Raw genomic sequence first — 20,349 nt, 5'->3', positions numbered from 1 at the left:
GGGGCTTAAAAATGTTAAGGAATCGTTATAATTTACAAAAGTTAATGACATTCTATATTAAGGTAATGGTGACTACCATTACCTTATTTGCGGTTATAATGGCTATTTTTAAAATACATGATATTTTTGGAAGCATGAATCAAACCCTGATGTCCGGAGTTAATCGAACTTCATTAGTGATTAATGTTGAGCAGGCTGAAGCTAATCAGTTTGCTAAGAATATTATTCAAACGCCATCTAAAGTGAAGAACTTACAAAACTTTTTTCAATTAAATTCAGCCGATTATTTAACCTATAGTCAAAATCACTCTAATGAAGAGGACTTTTATTTTTTACCTAATCAAGCAGCTGATTTTATGCAAAATAATAATTCTAATAGAATTGCATTTACTTTGAATCAAGAAAGTCAGGGAATTATTTTAACACCAGACAATCCAGGTGGAGTGAGAGTCGACGCCAAGAAGTTGACATCCGAGGGATTATATTATGGTGTTCCTTTAATTAACGATGCTACTTTTCAATCCTTTGGCTCGGTTATTGTTAATTTTCCAATAAAGAATCTTGATGATAATTTATCGTATTCTCCCAATAAATCGGATTTACAAGTTTTTGTAATGTCTAATTTGGGGAGGATAAGATATAGTTTTAATTCTCAATTGTCTGGTTATGCAAATAAAGTATTAACACAGAATCCTAATCAAGAAGATATATTGTTAAATGTATTGAAGAAGAAATATTTCTTGAAAAAACAAGTAGCCGGTAATGGTGATCTAATAATTGGATTAGTTCCTAAAGTGATAATTTATCGACGTATAGCCTTTAATTTGTTGATATTTCTAGTAGGTGCAATTGTAATTGATGGATTTTTATGGTGGAGTTTGAAATATATTTTTCATAATTATCGTATACACCTAAAAGCCATGACAGATTCTTTAGATGCAATTTCAAATGGAAATTTAAAAACCCGTGTGCCGGTACCAACCCAGGAAGGTGAGTTAAACACTTTAGCGACAGGAATAAATGATATGTTGGATGCGATTGATCAATATGTTTTACAAATATATCAGCTTCAATTGGAACAAAAAGATGCTAATATGAAGGCCCTCCAATCACAAATAAATCCACATTTTCTCTATAATACTTTGGAATACATTCGGATGTATGCCATTAACGAGGGCCAAAAGGAGTTGGCGGATGTTGTATTTAGTTTTGCTAATTTATTAAGAAATAATATTAGTCAAGAATCAACGGTGACATTGGATAAAGAATTTGAATTTGCAGAAAAATACATTTATTTGTATCAAATGCGTTTTCCTGATCAAATTGGATATCAATTAAATTTAGATGAGAAATTAAAAAAAATGAAAGTTCCTAAATTTATTATCCAGCCATTAATTGAAAATTATTTTGGACATGGAATAGATTTGGAAAGATTTGACAATGCGGTTCATATTAGGGCAGATAAATTAAAGAATATGGTGGAGATCTCGATAGCTGATAATGGGACGCCGTTGACTGAAGAACAATTGAAAGATTTGAATGATAAATTAGCTTCACAAGAAGTGAAATCAATTAATGGCAATCGATCTATTGGATTAATGAATGTTAAGGCACGAATGATGGGGGCATTTGGACATGACTTTAAAATGTTTATTACCAATAATCGATTTAACGGAGTAACTGTCAAAATGCAAATCTTTTTGGAGGAATAATATATGTATTCAGTTTTAATAATTGATGATGAATATATGATTTTGAAAGGATTAGAAAAAATAATCAAGTGGTCAGATTATGGATTTGAAGTAGTCAAATCAGCTCGAAACGCAAAGCAAGCTTTAGAATATTTGAGTACCAATGAAATCAATTTGATTATTACCGACGTTAATATGCCGAAAATCAATGGTCTGGAGTTTGTCAAAATTGCTAAGGAACAAGGACATCAATTTGAATTCATGATTCTTTCGGGATATCAGGAATTTGACTATGTTCGAACTGGATTAAAATTAGGAGCAGTTGATTATATTTTGAAACCAATTGATGCAAATGCACTAGTTGAGGCATTGAAGAAAGTCAAACATAAATTAGATTCTCAAATTGTTATGCGACAAGATTCGAGAACCTCTCTTAATTTGCAAATTAAAAAATTATTTGAAAATGATTTAGATAAAAATCAAATCGTGGCTCTTTTTCATCAATTGAGAATTAATCCTGAGTTGATTGGACATGGTTTAACTGTGATTGCTTGTAATCGTGTTGACGATACGGAAAGGATTGATCATCTCTGTGATGAATATGGTCAAGTCTTGAAATTTAGCCAGGGACGTGTAATTGATATTGGTTTTATTGGTGGACGAGGGAAACTCTTAAAATTTGTTCGTGAGCTGGAAGACCGACAGATAATTACGGGAGAATCATTTATTACTGTTGGAGAAACGGTCTATGATTGGAATAATATTAGTCAAAGCTATGAACAAGCTGTTAGATTGTCGACGATATATAAATTTTATGAGAAGAGTAATGAATTTAGCAGTAACAAATTACGAGTTGATTGGCTAAAACAAGCCACTCTACCTAAGATTTCTTTAGTCAAAGTTAAGCAGGCGATTGCCTTGGACGATTGTGAAGAACTAGATAAGGAATTTTTACAAATTTTTAGTGAACTATCAAAACAAGGAGCTAGTCCATCTTACGTGAGACAGATTGCCTTCTTGATCTATTCTGAAATTAACGCCAAGATTGGTCACAATAATGATGATTATCAGGGTTATGTCATGAGAATTAATAATTCAGAAAATTTACAAGATATTATAAATATTTTGAAAGAGGTATTGGAAAAAGTTTCCGTCGGTGATCCTTTAAATAAGGATTATTCAGAAAACATACGACGAGTAATAGAGATTATTAAGAAGAATTATCAAGACGACTTGAATCTACGTTACGTTTCAGATTGTTTGCATTTAAACTCTGATTATTTAGGACAATTGTTTAAAAAGGAATTAAAAATGAGTTTTTCCAAGTACCTGAATGAATATCGAATTGAGCAAGCACAGTATTTATTGAAAGAAACCAAACAAAGTGTTTCTGAGATTTCAAGTAAAGTAGGTTATATGACAACAGCGTATTTCTATCGTAATTTTAAAATAATTTGTGGTATCTCACCTAAAGAATATCGAAAGAAATATGTTTAAATGGTTTTCAAAAATGTCATATTATTTCATATCACGAGTTTTAAATTGCTAAGAATGCCCTCATTTCAGTATAATTAAACTATAGTAATTAATAGAATAAGTGAGGATACGATGATGAAAAAACGTGTAATCGGATTTGGTGTCGCAATATTCATATCTATTTTGCTTGGGGGATGTTCTAATAAAGCTAATAATGCTGAGAGTAGTAGTGTAAAATCTTCAAAAACATTAATTAGTAAAACTAAGGTCAGTGCTAATGAGGCTATAAAGGTCTATCAAAAAACTTATCCTGATACTTCTGTAACGTCGTTAGAATTGGAAAAATCTTTGCGTGGTCCTGTCTATAAAGTAGAAGGAATAGATGATCAAAAAGAATATCAAGTTAATATCAACGCAAAAAATAAAAAGATCCTACAAAATTCTCAAGAAGAGTTGGATGAAGATGATCAAAATGAATCTGATCGTAAAGCGGATACCCTTGATTTGAGTAATTTAATTAGTGTGAAAAAAGCCGCTAGAATTGCTGAAAAGAAGGTTAAGGGTGGTAAGAGTACAGAATTTAGCTTGGATAAGGATTTAGGAACTACATATTGGGATGTCACTGTTAAAAAGGGATCGCAAGAAAAAAATATTAAGATCAATGCAAACAATGGGAAAGTTTTACAGGTTGAAAATGATTAGTGATATAGAAAATGGTGAGCGTGATAACTATATATTAGTTACTGCACTCATCATTTTTTTGTACAAAAAAAAGTGTGAATCACAATTGATCCACACTTAAAGCACCACCATTATTCTTCGGTATCAGGTGCACTATACTTAGAAATTTTAATTTCACCTTTGACAATACTTGCTTGTAATTCTTTATCTTTGGCATGATCTAGATAATAATCAGCAACTTTGTCTTCAATTTGTTCTTCAATCACACGACGAAGTGGACGAGCACCCATCTTAGGATTGTATCCTAAATCGACTAATTTATCTTTAGCATCTTTAGTAACATGAATGCTTAATCCTTGATCTGCGATCATATTGTTAGTATCAGTTAACATTAAATCAACAATCTTAAGCAAGTTATTCTTAGTTAAGGAGTTGAATTCAACGATCCCATCAAATCTGTTCAAGAATTCAGGTTTAAAGTATTCAGATAGACGATTCATAATTGAATTAGTCGTACCGGATGCTTCAGCACCAAATCCTACATTAGCTTCTTGCATGCCTTGACCGGCATTAGAAGTCATAATAATGATAGTATCCTTAAAACTAACGGTTCTACCTTGAGAATCAGTTAAACGTCCATCATCGAGGATTTGCAAGAACATGTGCATAACATCAGGATGGGCTTTTTCAATCTCATCTAATAGGATAAGACTGTATGGATTACGACGAACCTTTTCAGTCAATTGGCCAGCTTCTTCGTAACCAACGTACCCTGGAGGTGAACCGATCAACTTAGAAATTGAATGTTTTTCCATATATTCAGACATATCGAATCTGATCATTGAATCTTCTGAACCGAATAACTCACGAGCAAGTTGTTTAGCTAATTCGGTTTTACCAACACCAGTAGGTCCTACAAATAGGAATGATCCGATAGGACGACCAGATTTGTTAAAACCAACTCTGTTACGGCGAATAGCACGAGCCACATCACCGACAGCTTTATCTTGTCCTATAATATGAGCTTTCAAATCAGGTTCAAGATCTTTCAATTGAGCCTGTTCATTAGATTGTAATTCGCCAACGGGAATGTTGGTTTTTTCTTCAACAATTTTTTGAATATCTTTTTCAGTAACAATACTCTTGTCAGCAGGCTCGCTCTTAGCGCCATCTTTCATTTGCTGGAATTTGGTTACTTGATCACGATAGTAAGCAGCTTTTTCATAATCTTCATTACGAAGAGCAGCTTGTTTTTGAACTTCAGCGTCAGAAATCTTATTGTCTAAATCAGCCATATCAACATGATTGATTTGTAAGTTCTTTTTAGAACCGGCTTCATCAATTAAATCGATTGCCTTATCTGGCAAGAAACGATCCTGAATGTAACGTGCTGATAGTTCAGCCGCAGATTTGATAGCTTCATTTGAGAATTTTACATGATGATAATCCTCATATTTTGGTTGAATACCTTTTAAAATTTGGACCGTTTCATCAATGCTAGGTTCGTTAACCTGGACAGGTTGAAGACGACGTTCCAAAGCGGAATCTTTTTCGATTGTCCGATATTCATTTAGAGTGGTTGCACCGACTAGTTGTAGATCGCCACGAGCTAGGGCAGGTTTCAAGACATTTCCTGCATCCATACCACCTTCAGCATTACCAGCACCAACGATTTCGTGAATTTCATCGATGAATAAGATGATTTCCTTATTCTTTTGCAATTCATTGATCAATTGTTGCATTCTTTGTTCGAATTGACCACGTACACCAGTACCTTGAACTAGTGAAACTACATCTAAGCGAACAACGCGTTTATTCTGTAATTTTTCAGGTACGTCACCGTCAACAATTTTTTGTGCTAGGCCTTCGACGACGGCAGTTTTACCAACACCTGCTTCACCAATTAGAACAGGGTTATTCTTAGTTCTTCTATTTAATATTTCGATTACACGGTTTATTTCCTTGTCACGACCGATAACAGGATCAATTTGGCCTTTTTTAGCCAAAGCAGTCAAATCAACTCCATATTGGTCTAAGACTCCATTACCTCGAGGACGACGGGAATTTCCATTTCCACCGCCAGCTTGAGTTTGGGGACCTTGTTGTTGTTCAAAAGCATTAGGTTGTTGTGCACCATTTAAGGCGTTAAACAAGTCTTCAAAACTAGAAAATCCACCTGATGGATTTTGTGCCATATTATTCATACCTTCATTAGTTTGATTTCTTAATTTTTGATAACAGTCCTGACAGAGATTGATTTCTGTTCGTTGACCATTAACACTTGTATATAAATGAATTGTCGCTTCATTTTTATGACAATTCTGACAAAGCATACGCACCCCACCTTTCCTTTTGCTCAGGATACAACGGTAGTATATAATTAGCACTCGACTAATGCAAGTGCTAAGTCTTGAAAATTTAAATTTTTATTTATTTAATGATTATTAGGAAAACTTTTTCAATAAGCACTGAAAAAGTTTTATAATATAAACGCTTTCAGCGACAGGGGTTGTAAGCGTTAAACGTCTTATCATGACTGTGTTATATCGCTATTTTTTATGCAAACCCCTTGTGAAAAATTGAAGATAATGGTAAATTAATTAGTGAATATTTGTAGTGTAACTACAGAATTTTATATTATATGGTGAGGTATTAATTATGGAAAAGAAAGATTTTCACATTATTGCAGAAACAGGTATCCATGCACGTCCAGCTACTATGTTGGTACAAACAGCTAGCAAATTTAGCTCAGACATTAACATTGAATTCTCAGGCAAATCAGTAAACTTGAAGTCAATCATGGGTGTTATGTCACTCGGTGTTGGCCAAGGTGCTGACGTTACAATTACAGCTGATGGTGACGATGCTAGTGATGCAGTTGCTGCTATTGGAGAAACAATGACAAAGGAAGGATTGGCAGAATAATGGTTAAAACTATTAAGGGAATTGCAGCTAGTGATGGTATCGCTACTGCTGAAGCATACCTTTTAGTTCAACCAGATTTGTCTTTCACTAAGAAAAGTATTTCAGATGCTGATGCAGAAATCAGTCGTCTTAAGGATGCTATTTCAACATCAGATGATGAGCTTACAAAAATCAGAGATACCGCTAAGGAATCTCTAGGTGAAGAGGAAGCTCAAGTTTTTGATGCCCACAAGATGATTTTGGCTGATCCAGAATTTACAGGCGCAGTTGAAAAAGAAGTTTCTGATAAGAGTGTTAATGCTGAACAAGCATTGCATGATGTTTCGGAAAACTTTATTTCAATCTTCGAAGGTATGACAGATAATCCATACATGCAAGAGAGAGCTGCTGATGTTCGTGACGTTACAAAACGTGTCATGGCTCATTTATTAGGAGTTGAATTACCAAATCCAGCTTTGATCGATCATGAAGTGGTAATTATAGCTCATGATTTGACACCTAGTGATACAGCTCAATTGAATAAGAAGTATGTTAAAGGCTTTGTAACTGATATCGGTGGTCGTACAGCCCACTCAGCTATTATGGCACGTTCACTTGAATTGCCTGCTGTTGTTGGTACTGACACAATTACTAAGGATGTTAAGGTTGGAGACACTGTTATTGTTGATGGACTAAACGGTGCTGCTATCGTTGATCCATCTGATGAAGATATTAAGAGCTATACTCAAAAAGCTAAAGACTTCGCAGAAGAAAAAGCTGAATGGGAGAAGTTAAAGGACGAACCTTCAGTTACAGCTGATGGCAAGCACTTTGATATCGCTGCTAATATTGGTACACCTGATGACTTAAAGGGTGTTATTGATAATGGTGCCGAAGGTATTGGCTTGTATCGTACAGAATTCTTGTACATGCAATCAGATAGTCTTCCAACTGAAGAAGATCAATTCAAAGCTTATAAGAAAGTTCTAGAAGGAATGAATGGTAAGGCAGTCGTTGTCCGTACAATGGATATCGGTGGTGATAAGCACTTGCCATACCTACCACTTCCAGAAGAAATGAACCCATTCTTAGGTTATCGTGCTATCCGTATCAGTTTGGACAGACAAGAAATCTTTAGAACTCAATTAAGAGCGTTGCTCCGTGCTTCTGCTTTTGGTAATCTACGTATCATGTTCCCAATGATCGGTACTTTACAAGAGTTCAGAGATGCTAAGAAGGTCTTTGAAGAAGAAAAATCTAAGTTAGTTAAAGACGGTGTAAAGGTTTCCGACGACATTCAATTAGGAATGATGATGGAAGTTCCTGCCGCAGCTGTATTGGCTGACCAATTTGCTAAGGAAGTTGATTTCTTTAGTATTGGTACTAACGACTTGATTCAATATACAATGGCCGCTGATCGTGGTAATGAACATGTTTCATACCTCTATCAACCATACAACCCTTCAATTTTGAGATTGATCAAACATGTTATTGAATCAGCTCATAAGGAAGGCAAGTGGGCCGGCATGTGTGGAGAAGCTGCTGGTGACAACACAATGCTTCCATTGCTTTTGAGCATGGGTCTTGATGAGTATTCAATGAGTGCCACATCAGTTCTTCGTGTAAGAAGTTTAATGAAGAAATTAAGCACAAAGGATCTTGCTACACTAGCAGATCGTGCTGTTAATGAATCAATTACTAATGAAGATAATAAGAAGCTTGTTGAAGAATACTTGAATAAGTAATTCTTTTAAGGCATAAATATCCCTGACTTTTAAATAAGTTAGGGATATTTTTTGTGCAATATAATATATCTTCTCGAAAGCAGTGATACACTTTTGATAATTCAAAAAAGGGTGTCGAAAATGAAATTTAAATTATTAATGATAACAATATTAAGTTTGATATTGCTCTCAGGATGTAATAAACCAATAAGTCACGATTCAATCGCACAACAGGGCCAGAGAAAAAGTGAGATAAAAGTTAATCAGAAGCGCTGGCAAGGACGTTTAGAGAAAGTTAAAGTAATTGACCAGCCTAATTTTAAAAAGGCCTTCACGACTGTTCCTAATGGGTATGATGACGAGAGTATGAGCTTACAAAGTCTAAAAAATGCTAATCAATTTGTTGTTAAAGGACAAATTGTCAATCTTAATTCGATGATAGGAAGGCCTTTGGCTCCAGAAACTAAAGCAACGATTTATATTGAAAAGATTATTAGTGGTGATAAATCATTAGAGAATAAAACTATCAAGACAGTATTTGCAGGTGGATTTGCTCGTGTAAGGGATTTATATAGTAGTTTTGGAATTAATAATCCTCAAGAAGTTGTTTATTATCCTAGTGAAACTTTCCCCATTCCTAAGATTGGAACACAGGTCATCATGGGAATAAAAAAATTTCGTCCTGAAAATATTGGACAAAAGAAGTTGTATAAAAGATTCAATTTAAATACTAATAATTTTTATACAATCAATAATCCAGAAACAACTTTCTGGGTTAAATCTCATCATAAATATAAATTAAATAATCCAGCTTTTTATCAAGAAAAATCTCAATATAAATTCAAAAATATTTATAAATTAACAAATAGATTTAATCAAAATAGAATTTAAAAATATGTTACGCTAGTAAATAATTATTTGTTTAAAGGGGGTTTTATGAAGAATAAAGTTATTAGAAATTTTTTAGTTTTTATTGGATTTTGGTTGGTGATAGTAATCGGAAGTAATCTTATACATCAACGGGGGATTTTGGACAATTTTCCATGGGAAGTTTTGTTGATCTTTTTATTATCTTTGATTCAGGTGACCACTAAAATTAATCGAAAACAGGTCTTTGGAATATATTTTGTAGTATTTTTTGTTTTCATGCTTCTAACAGGTGGCTATTATAATTGGACTTCTTTAGTAATATTTGCCGCAGTGGCCATTTTTATGTCGGTTATTACTTATTTTATCGGTTCACAATTTAAGAAGGGTGAAAATAGCAAGTAGCTTATTTATGGAAAAAGTCTTATAAAATAGTAACCAATCTAATTAGAAATGCTAAAATTAGGAATTGTTAGGGTACAAGAATAAACATTAAGGACGGGGATATTTATTTTAAAGATACAAAATGGTATTAGTAAATTCATATTAGGCGTTTTAGCAATTTTCACTAGTTTAGTTTTGATTACAATGACACTTTTCTATTATGAGAATTATGCGATGGTGAATCGCGCTTTTAATTGGAGTACTTTAATCATTGCTTTTGTTTTAGTAATAGCTGTGGGTTATGGCTTGGTCAAAATCGACGATTCAAGTAAAAAAGTTAATTGGTCGATTCTTTTTGGAATGCTCTTAATTTTCATAATTGCTGCCACTGCTTGGGTATTAGTGGTACCAAAGACTCAGATAAGTGATTTCGGAAATTTTTGGACGCGTGTTCCTGGGTTTTTTAATGGTGATAAACTTTACCAAACCGATAACGATTATTTCTCCAGATTTGCCTATCAATCAGGATATATGGTTTATGTTTTAGCAGTTGTAAAGATTTTTGGCTATCATATTTTTGCAATTCAATTTTTGAATGTTATTTATCAAGCACTTATTTTATTATTTACATATTTGTTGGTCGTAAAAATTTTTAATAATATTAAAATTGCTCGATTAGCAGTTTTACTTTTAATGATTGATCTTGATTGGTTTGCTTTGAATAGTCAAGCAAGTAATCAATATCTTGGATCATTATTTTATTTAATTACATTTTATTTGATTATGCAGGATAAACTTTGGAGTTATATTTTGTCAGGTATTACCTTAACAGTTGGTTGTTTGATTCGCCCCATTGGACCAGTCATCATAGCTGGTATTGTCGCCTTTACGATTGTTTATTTAGTGTTTAAACTCGGAGGGGGGGGGTACACTATCAAAAGCCTCTAAGGATCCTCTTAGCTCTAGCAATTTATTTGGTACTCTTCTCATTAGCCGGGTGGGGAATTAAGGCATCGGTAAATTCATACGGATTGTCAAATTATGACCCTGAATGGAAGTTTGTGACCGGGCTTGATAAACAATCGAATGGAACTTATTCTCCTGATCTGGACCGTTTAATTGATGCCAGCAAGCCACGTAAAGTTATGGCTAAAAAGGAATATGCAGCTTTACATCAAGAAATAAATTATCTTGATAAGAACAAAAAGTGGATAAGTTTGTTTATAAATAAAATACAAGTTCTGTGGTCATCTCGAACAATGGCAACTAATTTTACTGGTTATAGTCAGAATCACTCTCCTAAAACGGTCCAGCGAGTCGACTATTTGGCTTATCTAGGTTCAATAATTTTGATAGTCTTTTCTTGGATTGGCTCAATAGACTTATTTAAAATGAAGTTCAATAATAATTTGTATTTACTTTTATTACCATTGTTGGCTTTTGTATCTGCGCAACTTCTAATTGAAGTGCAGGGAAGATATCGGATTGAATTTTTGCCGATAATTGCGATTTTAGCAGCCGTCGGATTATATCGAGTTGTAACGAAAAAAATTTATAAAAAATAAAAACTAGACTAATTTTTAAAAATTGGTCTAGTTTTTATTTATCTTGAAGAACACTTGTTCTAACAAGGATTAACTGACTTGTTTAGACAATAATGGCATAAAACTGAAATTTTTCGTTATAAAAAAATTTGTCCAGCAATCGTTTATCTGACAATGAATTGAGCAAGTCAAGGAAAAAATTTACGTTATCCTACTTGCAATTTGGGCTAGAACTTAAATTGAAAAAATCATTGCTAAGCCATCTTAAGAGATATTAGAATAGTAATTGCGACTTTGAATTTTTACGAATTGGTTAAAATCAAAAATAAATTTTTTTAGAAGTAAATTGCCGAAATATCAATACGCAAAAATTCTTTTCAAATGTCAATATAAATACTTTTACACTATATGTTGTTATTAATTAAGGATAAAGGTACTATATATTGTGTTATCTCAAATGTGTGGAGTGAATATTAATGAAGACTATTAATAAAATTATTTTATCAAACGACTTTGTCGATGAAGTTAAAAAAACAATTAAACCCCACTGGGGCGAATTGGGCTGGGTCACTTATAAAAGAACTTATGCCCGCTGGATTCCAGAACTTGGACGGACTGAAAATTGGTCTGAAACTGTTAAACGAGTAATTGAAGGAAATATTAATCTTGATCCACGATTAAAGAGTGATGATTTAACTGATGAACAATATGCCGGATTAGTTGATGAAGCACAAAATCTTTATAAGTTAGTTTATGGACTTGCAGCTACACCATCTGGTAGAAATCTTTGGATTTCTGGTACAGAATATCAACATCGTAATGGTGATGCCTTAAATAATTGTTGGTTTGTTGCCGTCAGACCACAGAAGTATGGAGATAGTCATATTGTTCCCTCATACTTGAAGCAAGATCAATTAGCTGTTTCAATGCCATTTTCATTCATGTTTGATCAATTAATGAAGGGTGGTGGCGTTGGTTTCTCTGTCGTTCCAAGTAATATGAAACTTATGCCAATAGTTGACAACAAGGTCAATTTAACCGTTCTAATTGGTAAAGAGAGCGCCTCATATGAAGATTCTATTGCAGCAGGTGCAATTGATCGCGATGAGTGGAAAAAGTCTCACAGTCTTGAAAATACGCGTAATTACATTCTTCCTGATACTCGTGAGGGTTGGGTGATTGCCAATGCCAATATGATCGATACTCATTTCAATGATACTAATGATGGCCTAAAGGATGTTGTCTTAGATATTACTAAGATTCGTGCTAAGGGTGAAAAGATCAAGGGCTTTGGTGGAACTGCTTCTGGTCCTGTTCCTTTGATTGAAATGTTCTTTGATATTAACGAAGTTTTGAACAACGCTGTGGGTAAAAAATTAACTTCTGTCGATTGTACCGATATGGGTAATTTGATTGGTAAAACGGTTGTTGCTGGTAATGTCCGTCGTTCAGCAGAATTGGCTTTAGGTGGTGCTACTGATGAGGACTTTATCACAATGAAGCAAGATCAAAAGAAACTTTACCATCACCGTTGGGCTTCTAATAATAGTGTTGCGGTTGATTCTAAATTCAATAAATATGCACCAATTGCAGATTCGATTGCTCATAATGGTGAACCAGGAATCGTTAATTTGGAATTGTCTCGTAACTATGGACGTGCCATTGATGGCTACCAACCAGGAATTGATGATGGGGTTGAAGGAACTAACCCTTGTGGTGAGATCTCTTTAAGCAATGGTGAGCCATGTAACTTGTTTGAAGTATTTCCTTTGATTGCTCAAGAACAAGGCTGGTCACTAGAGGATGCTTTCAAACTTGCTGCTAGATATACTAAACGTGTTACTTTTAGTAATTACGATTGGGAAATTTCTCGTAAGGTTATTCAAAAGAATCGTCGTATCGGTGTGTCAATGTCCGGTATCCAAGATTGGATTTTGACGACTTTTGGTAATCGTGTTGTAACTGGTTTTGAATCTGTCACAGATCCTGAAACAGGGGATACTATTCAAAAGCCAATTTATGACCAAAGAGTCGCTGATAAATTTGACGACCTATATCATTCAGTTGTAATAGCTGACAAGGAGTACTCAAAGGAATTAGGATGCAAGGCTTCAGTAAAACATACGACTGTTAAGCCATCTGGTACTGTAGCAAAACTTGCTGGTGTATCCGAAGGTATGCATTTCCATTATTCAGGTTACTTAATTCAAAGGATCAGATTCCAAGATAGTGACCCATTATTGCCTGCCCTTAAGGCTTGTGGATATAAAATCGAACCTGATGTCTATACAAAACATACAATGTGTGTGGAATTTCCAGTTAGAGCAGCTAATGCTGATGATCCTAATTTTGCCTCAGCAGGTTCTGTCTCTATCGCTGAACAATTCGCTACACAAGCTTTCTTACAAACTTATTGGTCTGATAATGCGGTTAGTTGTACCATTACTTTCCAACCTAAGGAAGCCGATCAAATTGCCGGATTGATGTATCAGTATAGAAATGTGACAAAATCAACATCTCTATTGCCATACACTGGTTCAGGTTTCAAACAGGCACCTAAAGAACCAATCGCCAAGAAAGTTTATCAAGAACGTGAATCAGAAGTAAACGAAAACGTTGCTCAAGTATTCGCTGAACAAAATGATAATCATGATAAAAAAGATATTGAATTGGTCGATCAGTCAGATTGTGCTGGTGGAGCTTGTCCAATTAGATAATTATTTAAAATTAAGAGTTCTAAGTGATGAATTGTCATTACTTAGAACTCTTTTTTGCGTAATATGCAAAAAAGTATGCTAACGATTACATTTTGGATATAATGCTAAATAGAAAGTATGGATGATGTGAATGGTTAAAATTAAAAGTCAAAAAGCTTTACATCGTATGTTTACAGATGTAAACTTTGTACTGTTGATAAGGAAGACTACGAATGTAAACTAAAAGGAGCCAAAGTTTATGACAGAAATAGAAACAATGAGTAAGTCCGAATGGCAAGTAATGAGGATTATTTGGACACTTGGTCAGGTAACAAGTAAACAAGTGATTGATATTCTGGAACGAAAAACGGATTGGAAACCTGCCACGATTAAAACTTTGATTATCCGCTTGCAAAAGAAAAATTTCTTGCGAGCTGATGAATCAAGACGTCCGTATATATATCGGCCATTGATAGAGGAAGATATGGCAATTCACCAGAGTGTAAATAATTTGTTTGATAATCTTTGTTGTATGAAAAAGGGTGAGGCAATTAAAGATTTAGTTAATAGTTCAGAAATTTCTCAAAGTGATATTTCAGGAATAATTCAAGCTTTACAAGAGAAAGCAGAGACAGCACCCAAAAAAGTAGACTGTAATTGTTTGGAGGCAGATTTGAAATGAAAGACATGGATGAAAAAATGGATATGAAGAATATGGACCATTCAAAAATGGATATGTCCGACGATCATATGATGATGCATGGTGGTCACATGATGGATATGGGGGACTTGAAGCAAAAGTTTTGGATTTCGCTTGTTTTAGCAATACCAGTGTTTATCCTTTCTCCATTCATGGGCTTAAATCTACCATTTCAAGTGCAATTTCCAGGATCAGATTGGATCGTTTTGGTTTTAGCAACAATTCTATATTTTTATGGTGGAAAACCTTTTATTAGTGGAGCCAAAGGCGAATTAAAGTCTAAGCAACCAGCTATGATGACCTTGATTACTATGGGTATCAGTGTTGCATATATTTATAGTTTATATGCTTTCGTGATGAACAATTTTGTTCAATCATCGAGTCATATTATGGATTTCTTTTGGGAATTAGCATCGTTGATCGTAATCATGTTATTAGGACACTGGATTGAAATGAAATCCACTATGAGTGCGGGTAATGCTTTACAAAAAATTGCCTCATTAGTACCTGATAAAGTTCATATGGTTCACGGTGATGAAACTATGGATCATGATATTTCGATGGTTAAAGACAACGACTTAATTGAAATTAGAGCTGGTGAATCAGTTCCCCTTGATGGTCAGATAGTTAGCGGATCAACTTATGTCAATGAATCATTGATAACAGGTGAATCCAAAGCCGTTAAGAAAGAGCAAGGAAGTAAAGTAGTTGGTGGTTCGATCAATGGTGAGGGAACTATCAGAGTAAAAGTTGAAAAAGCCGCTAACGAAGGTTACTTGTCACAAATTAGTAAATTAGTTTCTGATGCACAGAATAATCGTTCTAAGACACAAAAATTGGCCGATAAAGTTTCAAGTTGGTTATTCTATGCCGCTTTGTCAGTCGGAATTATTGCCTTTGTTTACTGGCTGGTCGTAGGTGATATGAATACAGCCTTGAATCGTTTGGTTGCGGTCTTAGTCATCGCTTGTCCACATGCACTAGGTTTAGCAATTCCCTTAGTTATGTCACGTAGTACTTCAATTGCAGCTACTAATGGTTTGATCATCCGTGACAATCAAGCAATGGAAAACAGTCGTAAGATTGATTACATCGCTATGGATAAGACTGGAACTTTAACTGAGGGTAAGTTTACGGTCAATGGCTTGAATAGATTAGATGAATCAATTGATAATGAAAAACTGTTGTCATTAGTTACTGGTTTGGAAAATGGCTCAAGTCATCCAATTGCTCAAAGTATCGTTCAATATGCTAAAGATAAGAAAGTTAAAGCAACTAATTTTGACGATGTCCAAGCTATTAAAGGTTATGGTATGAGTGGACAACTTGACGGTCAAAAGTATTATCTAGTCAATATGAAGTATTTGAAGAAAGAAAATATCTCGATAGATGATCAAAAGGTTCAAACTTATTTGGATAAAGGAAATACAATTAGTTACTTGGTAAATGATAATCACGTATTAGGATTTGTTGCCTTAGGTGATCGAATCAAGAAAAATACAATTGAATTTATCAAAGAATTGAAAGCTCAAAATATTACACCGATTATGTTAACCGGTGATAATAAGAATGCTGCAGCCACTATGGCTAAGCAAATGGGAATTGATGAATTCCGTGCCGAGCTATTACCAGAAGATAAGAATAAAGTTATTCAGAAGTTAGAAAATGATGGCCATCACGTCATGATGGTTGGTGATGGTATCAATGATGCTCCAAGTTTAGCTGCAGCTACAATTGGTGTTGCTATTGGTGCAGGAACTGATGTAGCTATTGACTCTGCTGATGTTATTTTGTACAACAGTGACCCTAGCGATATCATCAAATTCTTGAAATTGTCACGTAAAACTTATCGTAAGACAGTTGAAAACCTCTGGTGGGGTGCTGGTTATAACATCATTGCCATTCCACTAGCAGCCGGGATTTTAGCGGGGATTGGTTTCGTATTAAGTCCTGCTGTTGGAGCTGTCATTATGTCGCTTTCTACTGTTGTTGTGGCAATCAACGCCTTAACATTGAAAATGTAGACATCATGTCTTAAATATCTTTCACAAAAATATTCAAATTAAAGAATATTTTTTATATAATATTGAATTGTGAATGATGAGCGTCGAGATAGATTCATTCATTGAGATATTACGATTGATATAAAGCAGGTGATGTTGAAAAATGGCAAATATTTCTTTCCATTTGGATGATTGTGATGAAAAACTGATTAAAAATTATGCCAAATCTAAAAATATGAGTGTCTCATCGCTTCTTCTGACTGCAGTGGTCGAGAAGATTGAAGATGAAATGGATTCGAAGCTTTATGAACAGGCCATGGCGGAATCAAAAAATGACGATCCTAAAGATATTACTTTAAGTGAAGTTAAACAAGCTATGGATCAGTATTATCAATAGAATATGAAACGAGTTAAGATAATCAGATACCTCGTAGTCGTTAGATGTTAATAACGATTGCGGGGTATTTTACGTCTTTTTTATTAATGTTATTATCATTGTAATCGAAAAATAGGAAGCGATAATTTGAACCAAAGAGACGAGTTCATTAAAAAACATCAAGTACAGTTTGAGGAGATATTGAAAAAATTCATTTCCATTAAAAGTTTGAGTGTCACCAATGAAGGAATTCAGACGGCAATAGATTTTCTAGTGAAATTGTTAAAAGATTTATTGCATGCACAAGTGGAAATTATACAAACTGCTGGGCATCCCATAATTATTGCTAATTTGTCAGGTCAAAGTAAAGAGCATGTTCTATTCTATGGTCACTATGATGTCATGTCAGCAGGTGATATAAGTTTGTGGAAGGAAGATCCGTTTGTCCTTTCGAAACGTTCAAAGCGTTTTTTTGGTCGTGGAGTAGGTGACAATAAAGGGCAATTATTAGCACAAATATTTGGGATGTATACCTATCTGGAGACGCACGATTCTTTGCCGTTTAACGTAACTTTATTTATTGAAGGTGAGGAGGAACAGGGGAGTCCTAATTTAGCTCCTACGGTTCAAAAATTGGCTCAGAATAAATTACAAAGCATTGATAAGGTCATTGTCGTTGATGGCTCTGCTAATCCTGATGGGACTAATGTCATACGATTAGGAAATCGTGGAGTCTTTTCATTTGAGCTTGTTACTAAAACAGGTACACATGATAATCATTCTGGTAGTTTCGGTAATATTATGGCTAATCCCGTAACTTTGTTGTTAAATTATTTGTCTAAGATTTATGATGCACAGACTGGTAAAGTCAAGTTGCCACATTTTTACGATGGCGTGGTATCTCCGACTGACCAAGAGAAAATTTGGATTGAAAAATTGCCGTTTGATAAGACTCAGATTATTGATCAGGCGGGAATTAAGCAATTGTCAATGGATAAGGAAACTTATTATCAGAAACTGATGTTTGAACCAACATTCAATATTTTTAGTATTAAATCCGGTTATATGGGTCCCGGCGTTAAAACCAGTATTCCCCATGTAGCTAGTTTAAAAGTTGACTGTCGTTTAGTGGGAACACAAAGTATTCCCGTTATTGAAAAAGATCTCTTGACGGTATTCAAAAAAGAAATTGCCACAGGAAATCTAACTGTAAATGTATTGGGCAAACTGCCACCTGAGAAAACAGAAACGACTCCTGAACAAATAGATTGGATTTATCAGGCTATCAAAAAAGCAACTGGTAAAGCCTATATTGAGCCAGTTATGCCAGGATCTGTTCCAAATTATGTTTGGAAAGATATTCTAAAAGTGCCAGTATTTACTATCCCTTACGCTAATTCAGATGAACACAATCATGATATTGATGAAAATCTAACAATACGTAATTTTTACAATGGAATTAGAATCAGCTATGAATTATTGAATCAATAGAAAAAGTTTTCATACTAAAAATAGGCTCTTACTCAAATGTCAATATTTAAGTAAGAGCCTATTTTTATTTATAGTATGGTAAATCTAGAAAGGTAATGATGAATTCAGTACCTTGATTTTCTCGTGATTTAACAGTAATTGTATGTCCTAATTTATCAATCATTTTTTTGACAAGGTAGAGTCCCATCCCAGTAGATTTACTGCCGGATCTTCTTCCATTCGAACCAGTAAATCCTTTATTATAGATTCGACTAATATCTTGATCAGCGATTCCGATACCATTGTCTTTGATATGAAGTTCAACGTTATTATTATCAGAAGTTGTGAAGACAGAGATTTTGCCGTTTTGTTGCGTATATTTTAAACTATTGGAAATAATTTGATTGATAATAAAACTGAGCCATTTTTCATCAGTTAGAATTTTTTTATCAGTAATATTTAAAGTTATTCCAATTCGTTTGTTAATAAAGAGGCGTTTGTTAGTGCGGATAGCAGCTTTAACGATATTGTTTAAATTCTGTTCTTGAATTAGATAATCGTTTGAAAAATTATTCAATCGTGCAAAATAGAGTGCCTGATCTACTAAATAGTCAATTTGGTCTAATTCCTCTGCAATCAGTTCTGGATCTAAATTATCGTCCTGAGACAATTTTAAAGCGGCCAAAGGTACTTTAATATCATGGACCCAGGATTCAGTGTATTCACGCTGATCCTTTTGATTCTGATAGAGTTTTGTCAATTCATTTCGATATTCCAAAGAAATATTATTGATTTTATTCTGAATATAATCTTGTTCATTGTTATTGGCACCGACTAGTTCTTTTGAGAGATCCTCTTGATAATTTGCTAATTGTTTGTACCAATTTTTTTTGTGATTATAAGAGATGACCAGATTAACGGTTAAAAAAATCATTGCCAAGATCCAAGTGTAAACCAATGTTCCCGGATGAAAATTAACATTAGGATCGAGAAACAAAACAATCTCAATAAAGGTTACACCAATTAAGACGACTAGAATTGAATAAATGTGATCTTTTAAGTATTTAAAAAATGTCATAATTTACCTCATTAGGGAATGATGTAGCCTTGGCCAACTTTTGTGACAATATAGCTTTTTAATCCATACTTCTCGATTTTTCCACGCAAACGGTTGATATTGACCGTAAGAGTATTGTCGTCGACAAAGCGTTCATCATCCCACATAAAATTCAATAATTGCTCACGAGTGACGATTTTACCTTGATCTTTTAGTAGGCGTTGTAATAATTTATATTCGTTTTTGGATAAGTCAATTTTGTTGTCGGCAATTTCAACAGAGCCACTGGAAAGATTCAATTTCAGTCCATTGTGTTCGATTACGTCACTGCTGTTCTTGGTGAAATCGTAGGTTCGACGTAAAAGAGCATTGATTTTAGCAACCAGAATATCAATTGAAAAAGGTTTTTCTACAAAATCGTCGGCTCCCATATTCATTGCCATGATTTGGTCCATATTAGAATTACGAGACGAAATAATAATGATGGGAATTTTAGAAATTTTACGAATTTCTTGGTTCCAGTAATAACCATCGTAAACTGGTAAATTGATATCGAGTAAAACTAAATCTGGTTTGTAAGCATTAAATTGATCAATGATATTATTAAAATCCTCAGTGATATAAGAATTGATTTGCCATTTGGCAAGATTTTCACTGATTAATTTGGAGATGGATCGATCATCTTCAATAATCATAATTTTAGCCATATTAAAATTCCCTCCGTGCTAGAATGAAGACACTATGTAATATGATAACAATAATTATTTAATTATGGA

At 34.1% G+C, this 20,349-nt stretch carries 17 protein-coding genes; 14 read left to right on the top strand and 3 right to left on the bottom strand.

The annotated features are described in order from the left end of the window. The first annotated feature begins 11 nt into the window (after positions 1–11). The 3 genes from LA20249_RS05335 (at position 12) to LA20249_RS05325 (ending at position 3,869) form a co-directional block, all read left to right on the top strand. Positions 12–1,712, top strand: a complete 1,701-nt coding sequence (locus tag LA20249_RS05335) for a sensor histidine kinase (RefSeq protein ID WP_057736758.1) — start codon at positions 12–14, stop codon at positions 1,710–1,712. A 3-nt stretch (positions 1,713–1,715) separates the two neighbouring features. Next, positions 1,716–3,188 carry a response regulator transcription factor gene (locus tag LA20249_RS05330; protein ID WP_057736760.1) on the top strand — a complete coding sequence of 491 codons (1,473 nt, stop codon included), beginning with the start codon at positions 1,716–1,718 and terminating at the stop codon, positions 3,186–3,188. A gap of 114 nt (positions 3,189–3,302) precedes the next feature. Continuing rightward, positions 3,303–3,869 carry a PepSY domain-containing protein gene (locus LA20249_RS05325; protein ID WP_057736762.1) on the top strand — a complete coding sequence of 189 codons (567 nt, stop codon included), beginning with the start codon at positions 3,303–3,305 and terminating at the stop codon, positions 3,867–3,869. 110 nt (positions 3,870–3,979) lie between these two features. On the opposite strand, the gene LA20249_RS05320 is transcribed toward LA20249_RS05325, so the two are convergent. Continuing rightward, positions 3,980–6,181, bottom strand: a complete 2,202-nt coding sequence (locus LA20249_RS05320) for an ATP-dependent Clp protease ATP-binding subunit (RefSeq protein ID WP_057736764.1) — start codon at positions 6,179–6,181, stop codon at positions 3,980–3,982. A gap of 325 nt (positions 6,182–6,506) precedes the next feature. Between LA20249_RS05320 and LA20249_RS05315 the strand changes: the two genes are divergently transcribed. The 11 genes from LA20249_RS05315 to LA20249_RS05270 all read left to right on the top strand — a co-directional run bounded on the left by LA20249_RS05315 (position 6,507) and on the right by LA20249_RS05270 (position 18,537). After that, positions 6,507–6,773 carry a phosphocarrier protein HPr gene (locus LA20249_RS05315; protein ID WP_057736766.1) on the top strand — a complete coding sequence of 89 codons (267 nt, stop codon included), beginning with the start codon at positions 6,507–6,509 and terminating at the stop codon, positions 6,771–6,773. After that, entirely contained in the window at positions 6,773–8,497 is a 1,725-nt protein-coding gene (gene ptsP, locus LA20249_RS05310; RefSeq protein ID WP_057736768.1) for a phosphoenolpyruvate--protein phosphotransferase, read from the top strand. The genes LA20249_RS05315 and ptsP overlap by 1 nt, the downstream gene beginning before the upstream one ends. Before the next feature lie 120 nt (positions 8,498–8,617). Then, on the top strand, positions 8,618–9,367 hold the full coding sequence (locus LA20249_RS05305; protein WP_057736771.1) for a hypothetical protein: 750 nt from the start codon (positions 8,618–8,620) through the stop codon (positions 9,365–9,367). 45 nt (positions 9,368–9,412) lie between these two features. Beyond that, positions 9,413–9,748 (top strand): hypothetical protein, encoded by a 336-nt coding sequence (locus LA20249_RS05300; protein WP_057736773.1) that lies wholly within the window; start codon positions 9,413–9,415, stop codon positions 9,746–9,748. A 213-nt stretch (positions 9,749–9,961) separates the two neighbouring features. Further along, positions 9,962–10,675: a hypothetical protein gene (locus tag LA20249_RS11845; RefSeq protein ID WP_057736775.1), complete on the top strand. Its 714-nt coding sequence runs from the start codon at positions 9,962–9,964 to the stop codon at positions 10,673–10,675. Positions 10,676–10,788: 113 nt separating this feature from the next. Further along, positions 10,789–11,292: a hypothetical protein gene (locus LA20249_RS11840; protein ID WP_236900099.1), complete on the top strand. Its 504-nt coding sequence runs from the start codon at positions 10,789–10,791 to the stop codon at positions 11,290–11,292. A gap of 455 nt (positions 11,293–11,747) precedes the next feature. Beyond that, positions 11,748–13,988: a ribonucleoside-triphosphate reductase, adenosylcobalamin-dependent gene (gene nrdJ, locus LA20249_RS05290; protein WP_057736779.1), complete on the top strand. Its 2,241-nt coding sequence runs from the start codon at positions 11,748–11,750 to the stop codon at positions 13,986–13,988. Positions 13,989–14,226: 238 nt separating this feature from the next. After that, a complete protein-coding gene (locus LA20249_RS05285) occupies positions 14,227–14,649 on the top strand; it encodes a CopY/TcrY family copper transport repressor (RefSeq protein ID WP_057736781.1) in 423 nt (140 codons plus the stop codon). Next, positions 14,646–16,691 (top strand): heavy metal translocating P-type ATPase, encoded by a 2,046-nt coding sequence (locus LA20249_RS05280; RefSeq protein WP_186809203.1) that lies wholly within the window; start codon positions 14,646–14,648, stop codon positions 16,689–16,691. Before LA20249_RS05285 ends, LA20249_RS05280 begins: the two co-directional genes overlap by 4 nt. A 142-nt stretch (positions 16,692–16,833) precedes the next feature. Then, the gene (gene relB / locus LA20249_RS05275; RefSeq protein ID WP_057736783.1) at positions 16,834–17,067 is read left to right on the top strand and encodes a type II toxin-antitoxin system RelB family antitoxin; all 234 of its coding nucleotides are present in this window, start codon (positions 16,834–16,836) and stop codon (positions 17,065–17,067) included. 180 nt (positions 17,068–17,247) lie between these two features. Then, complete coding sequence (locus LA20249_RS05270) at positions 17,248–18,537, top strand: M20/M25/M40 family metallo-hydrolase (RefSeq protein WP_146983804.1); 1,290 nt, start codon at positions 17,248–17,250, stop codon at positions 18,535–18,537. A 64-nt stretch (positions 18,538–18,601) separates the two neighbouring features. On the opposite strand, the gene LA20249_RS05265 is transcribed toward LA20249_RS05270, so the two are convergent. Both LA20249_RS05265 and LA20249_RS05260 read right to left on the bottom strand, forming a co-directional pair. Beyond that, complete coding sequence (locus LA20249_RS05265; protein WP_057736788.1) at positions 18,602–19,594, bottom strand: sensor histidine kinase; 993 nt, start codon at positions 19,592–19,594, stop codon at positions 18,602–18,604. Positions 19,595–19,605: 11 nt separating this feature from the next. Then, the gene (locus LA20249_RS05260) at positions 19,606–20,280 is read right to left on the bottom strand and encodes a response regulator transcription factor (RefSeq protein ID WP_057736790.1); all 675 of its coding nucleotides are present in this window, start codon (positions 20,278–20,280) and stop codon (positions 19,606–19,608) included. Positions 20,281–20,349 lie beyond the last annotated feature (69 nt).

The organism is Companilactobacillus alimentarius DSM 20249 (assembly GCF_002849895.1).
Lineage (GTDB): Bacteria > Bacillota > Bacilli > Lactobacillales > Lactobacillaceae > Companilactobacillus > Companilactobacillus alimentarius.
Note: the sequence above shows the minus strand (reverse complement) of the source record. Positions and strands in the feature narration are given on the sequence as shown.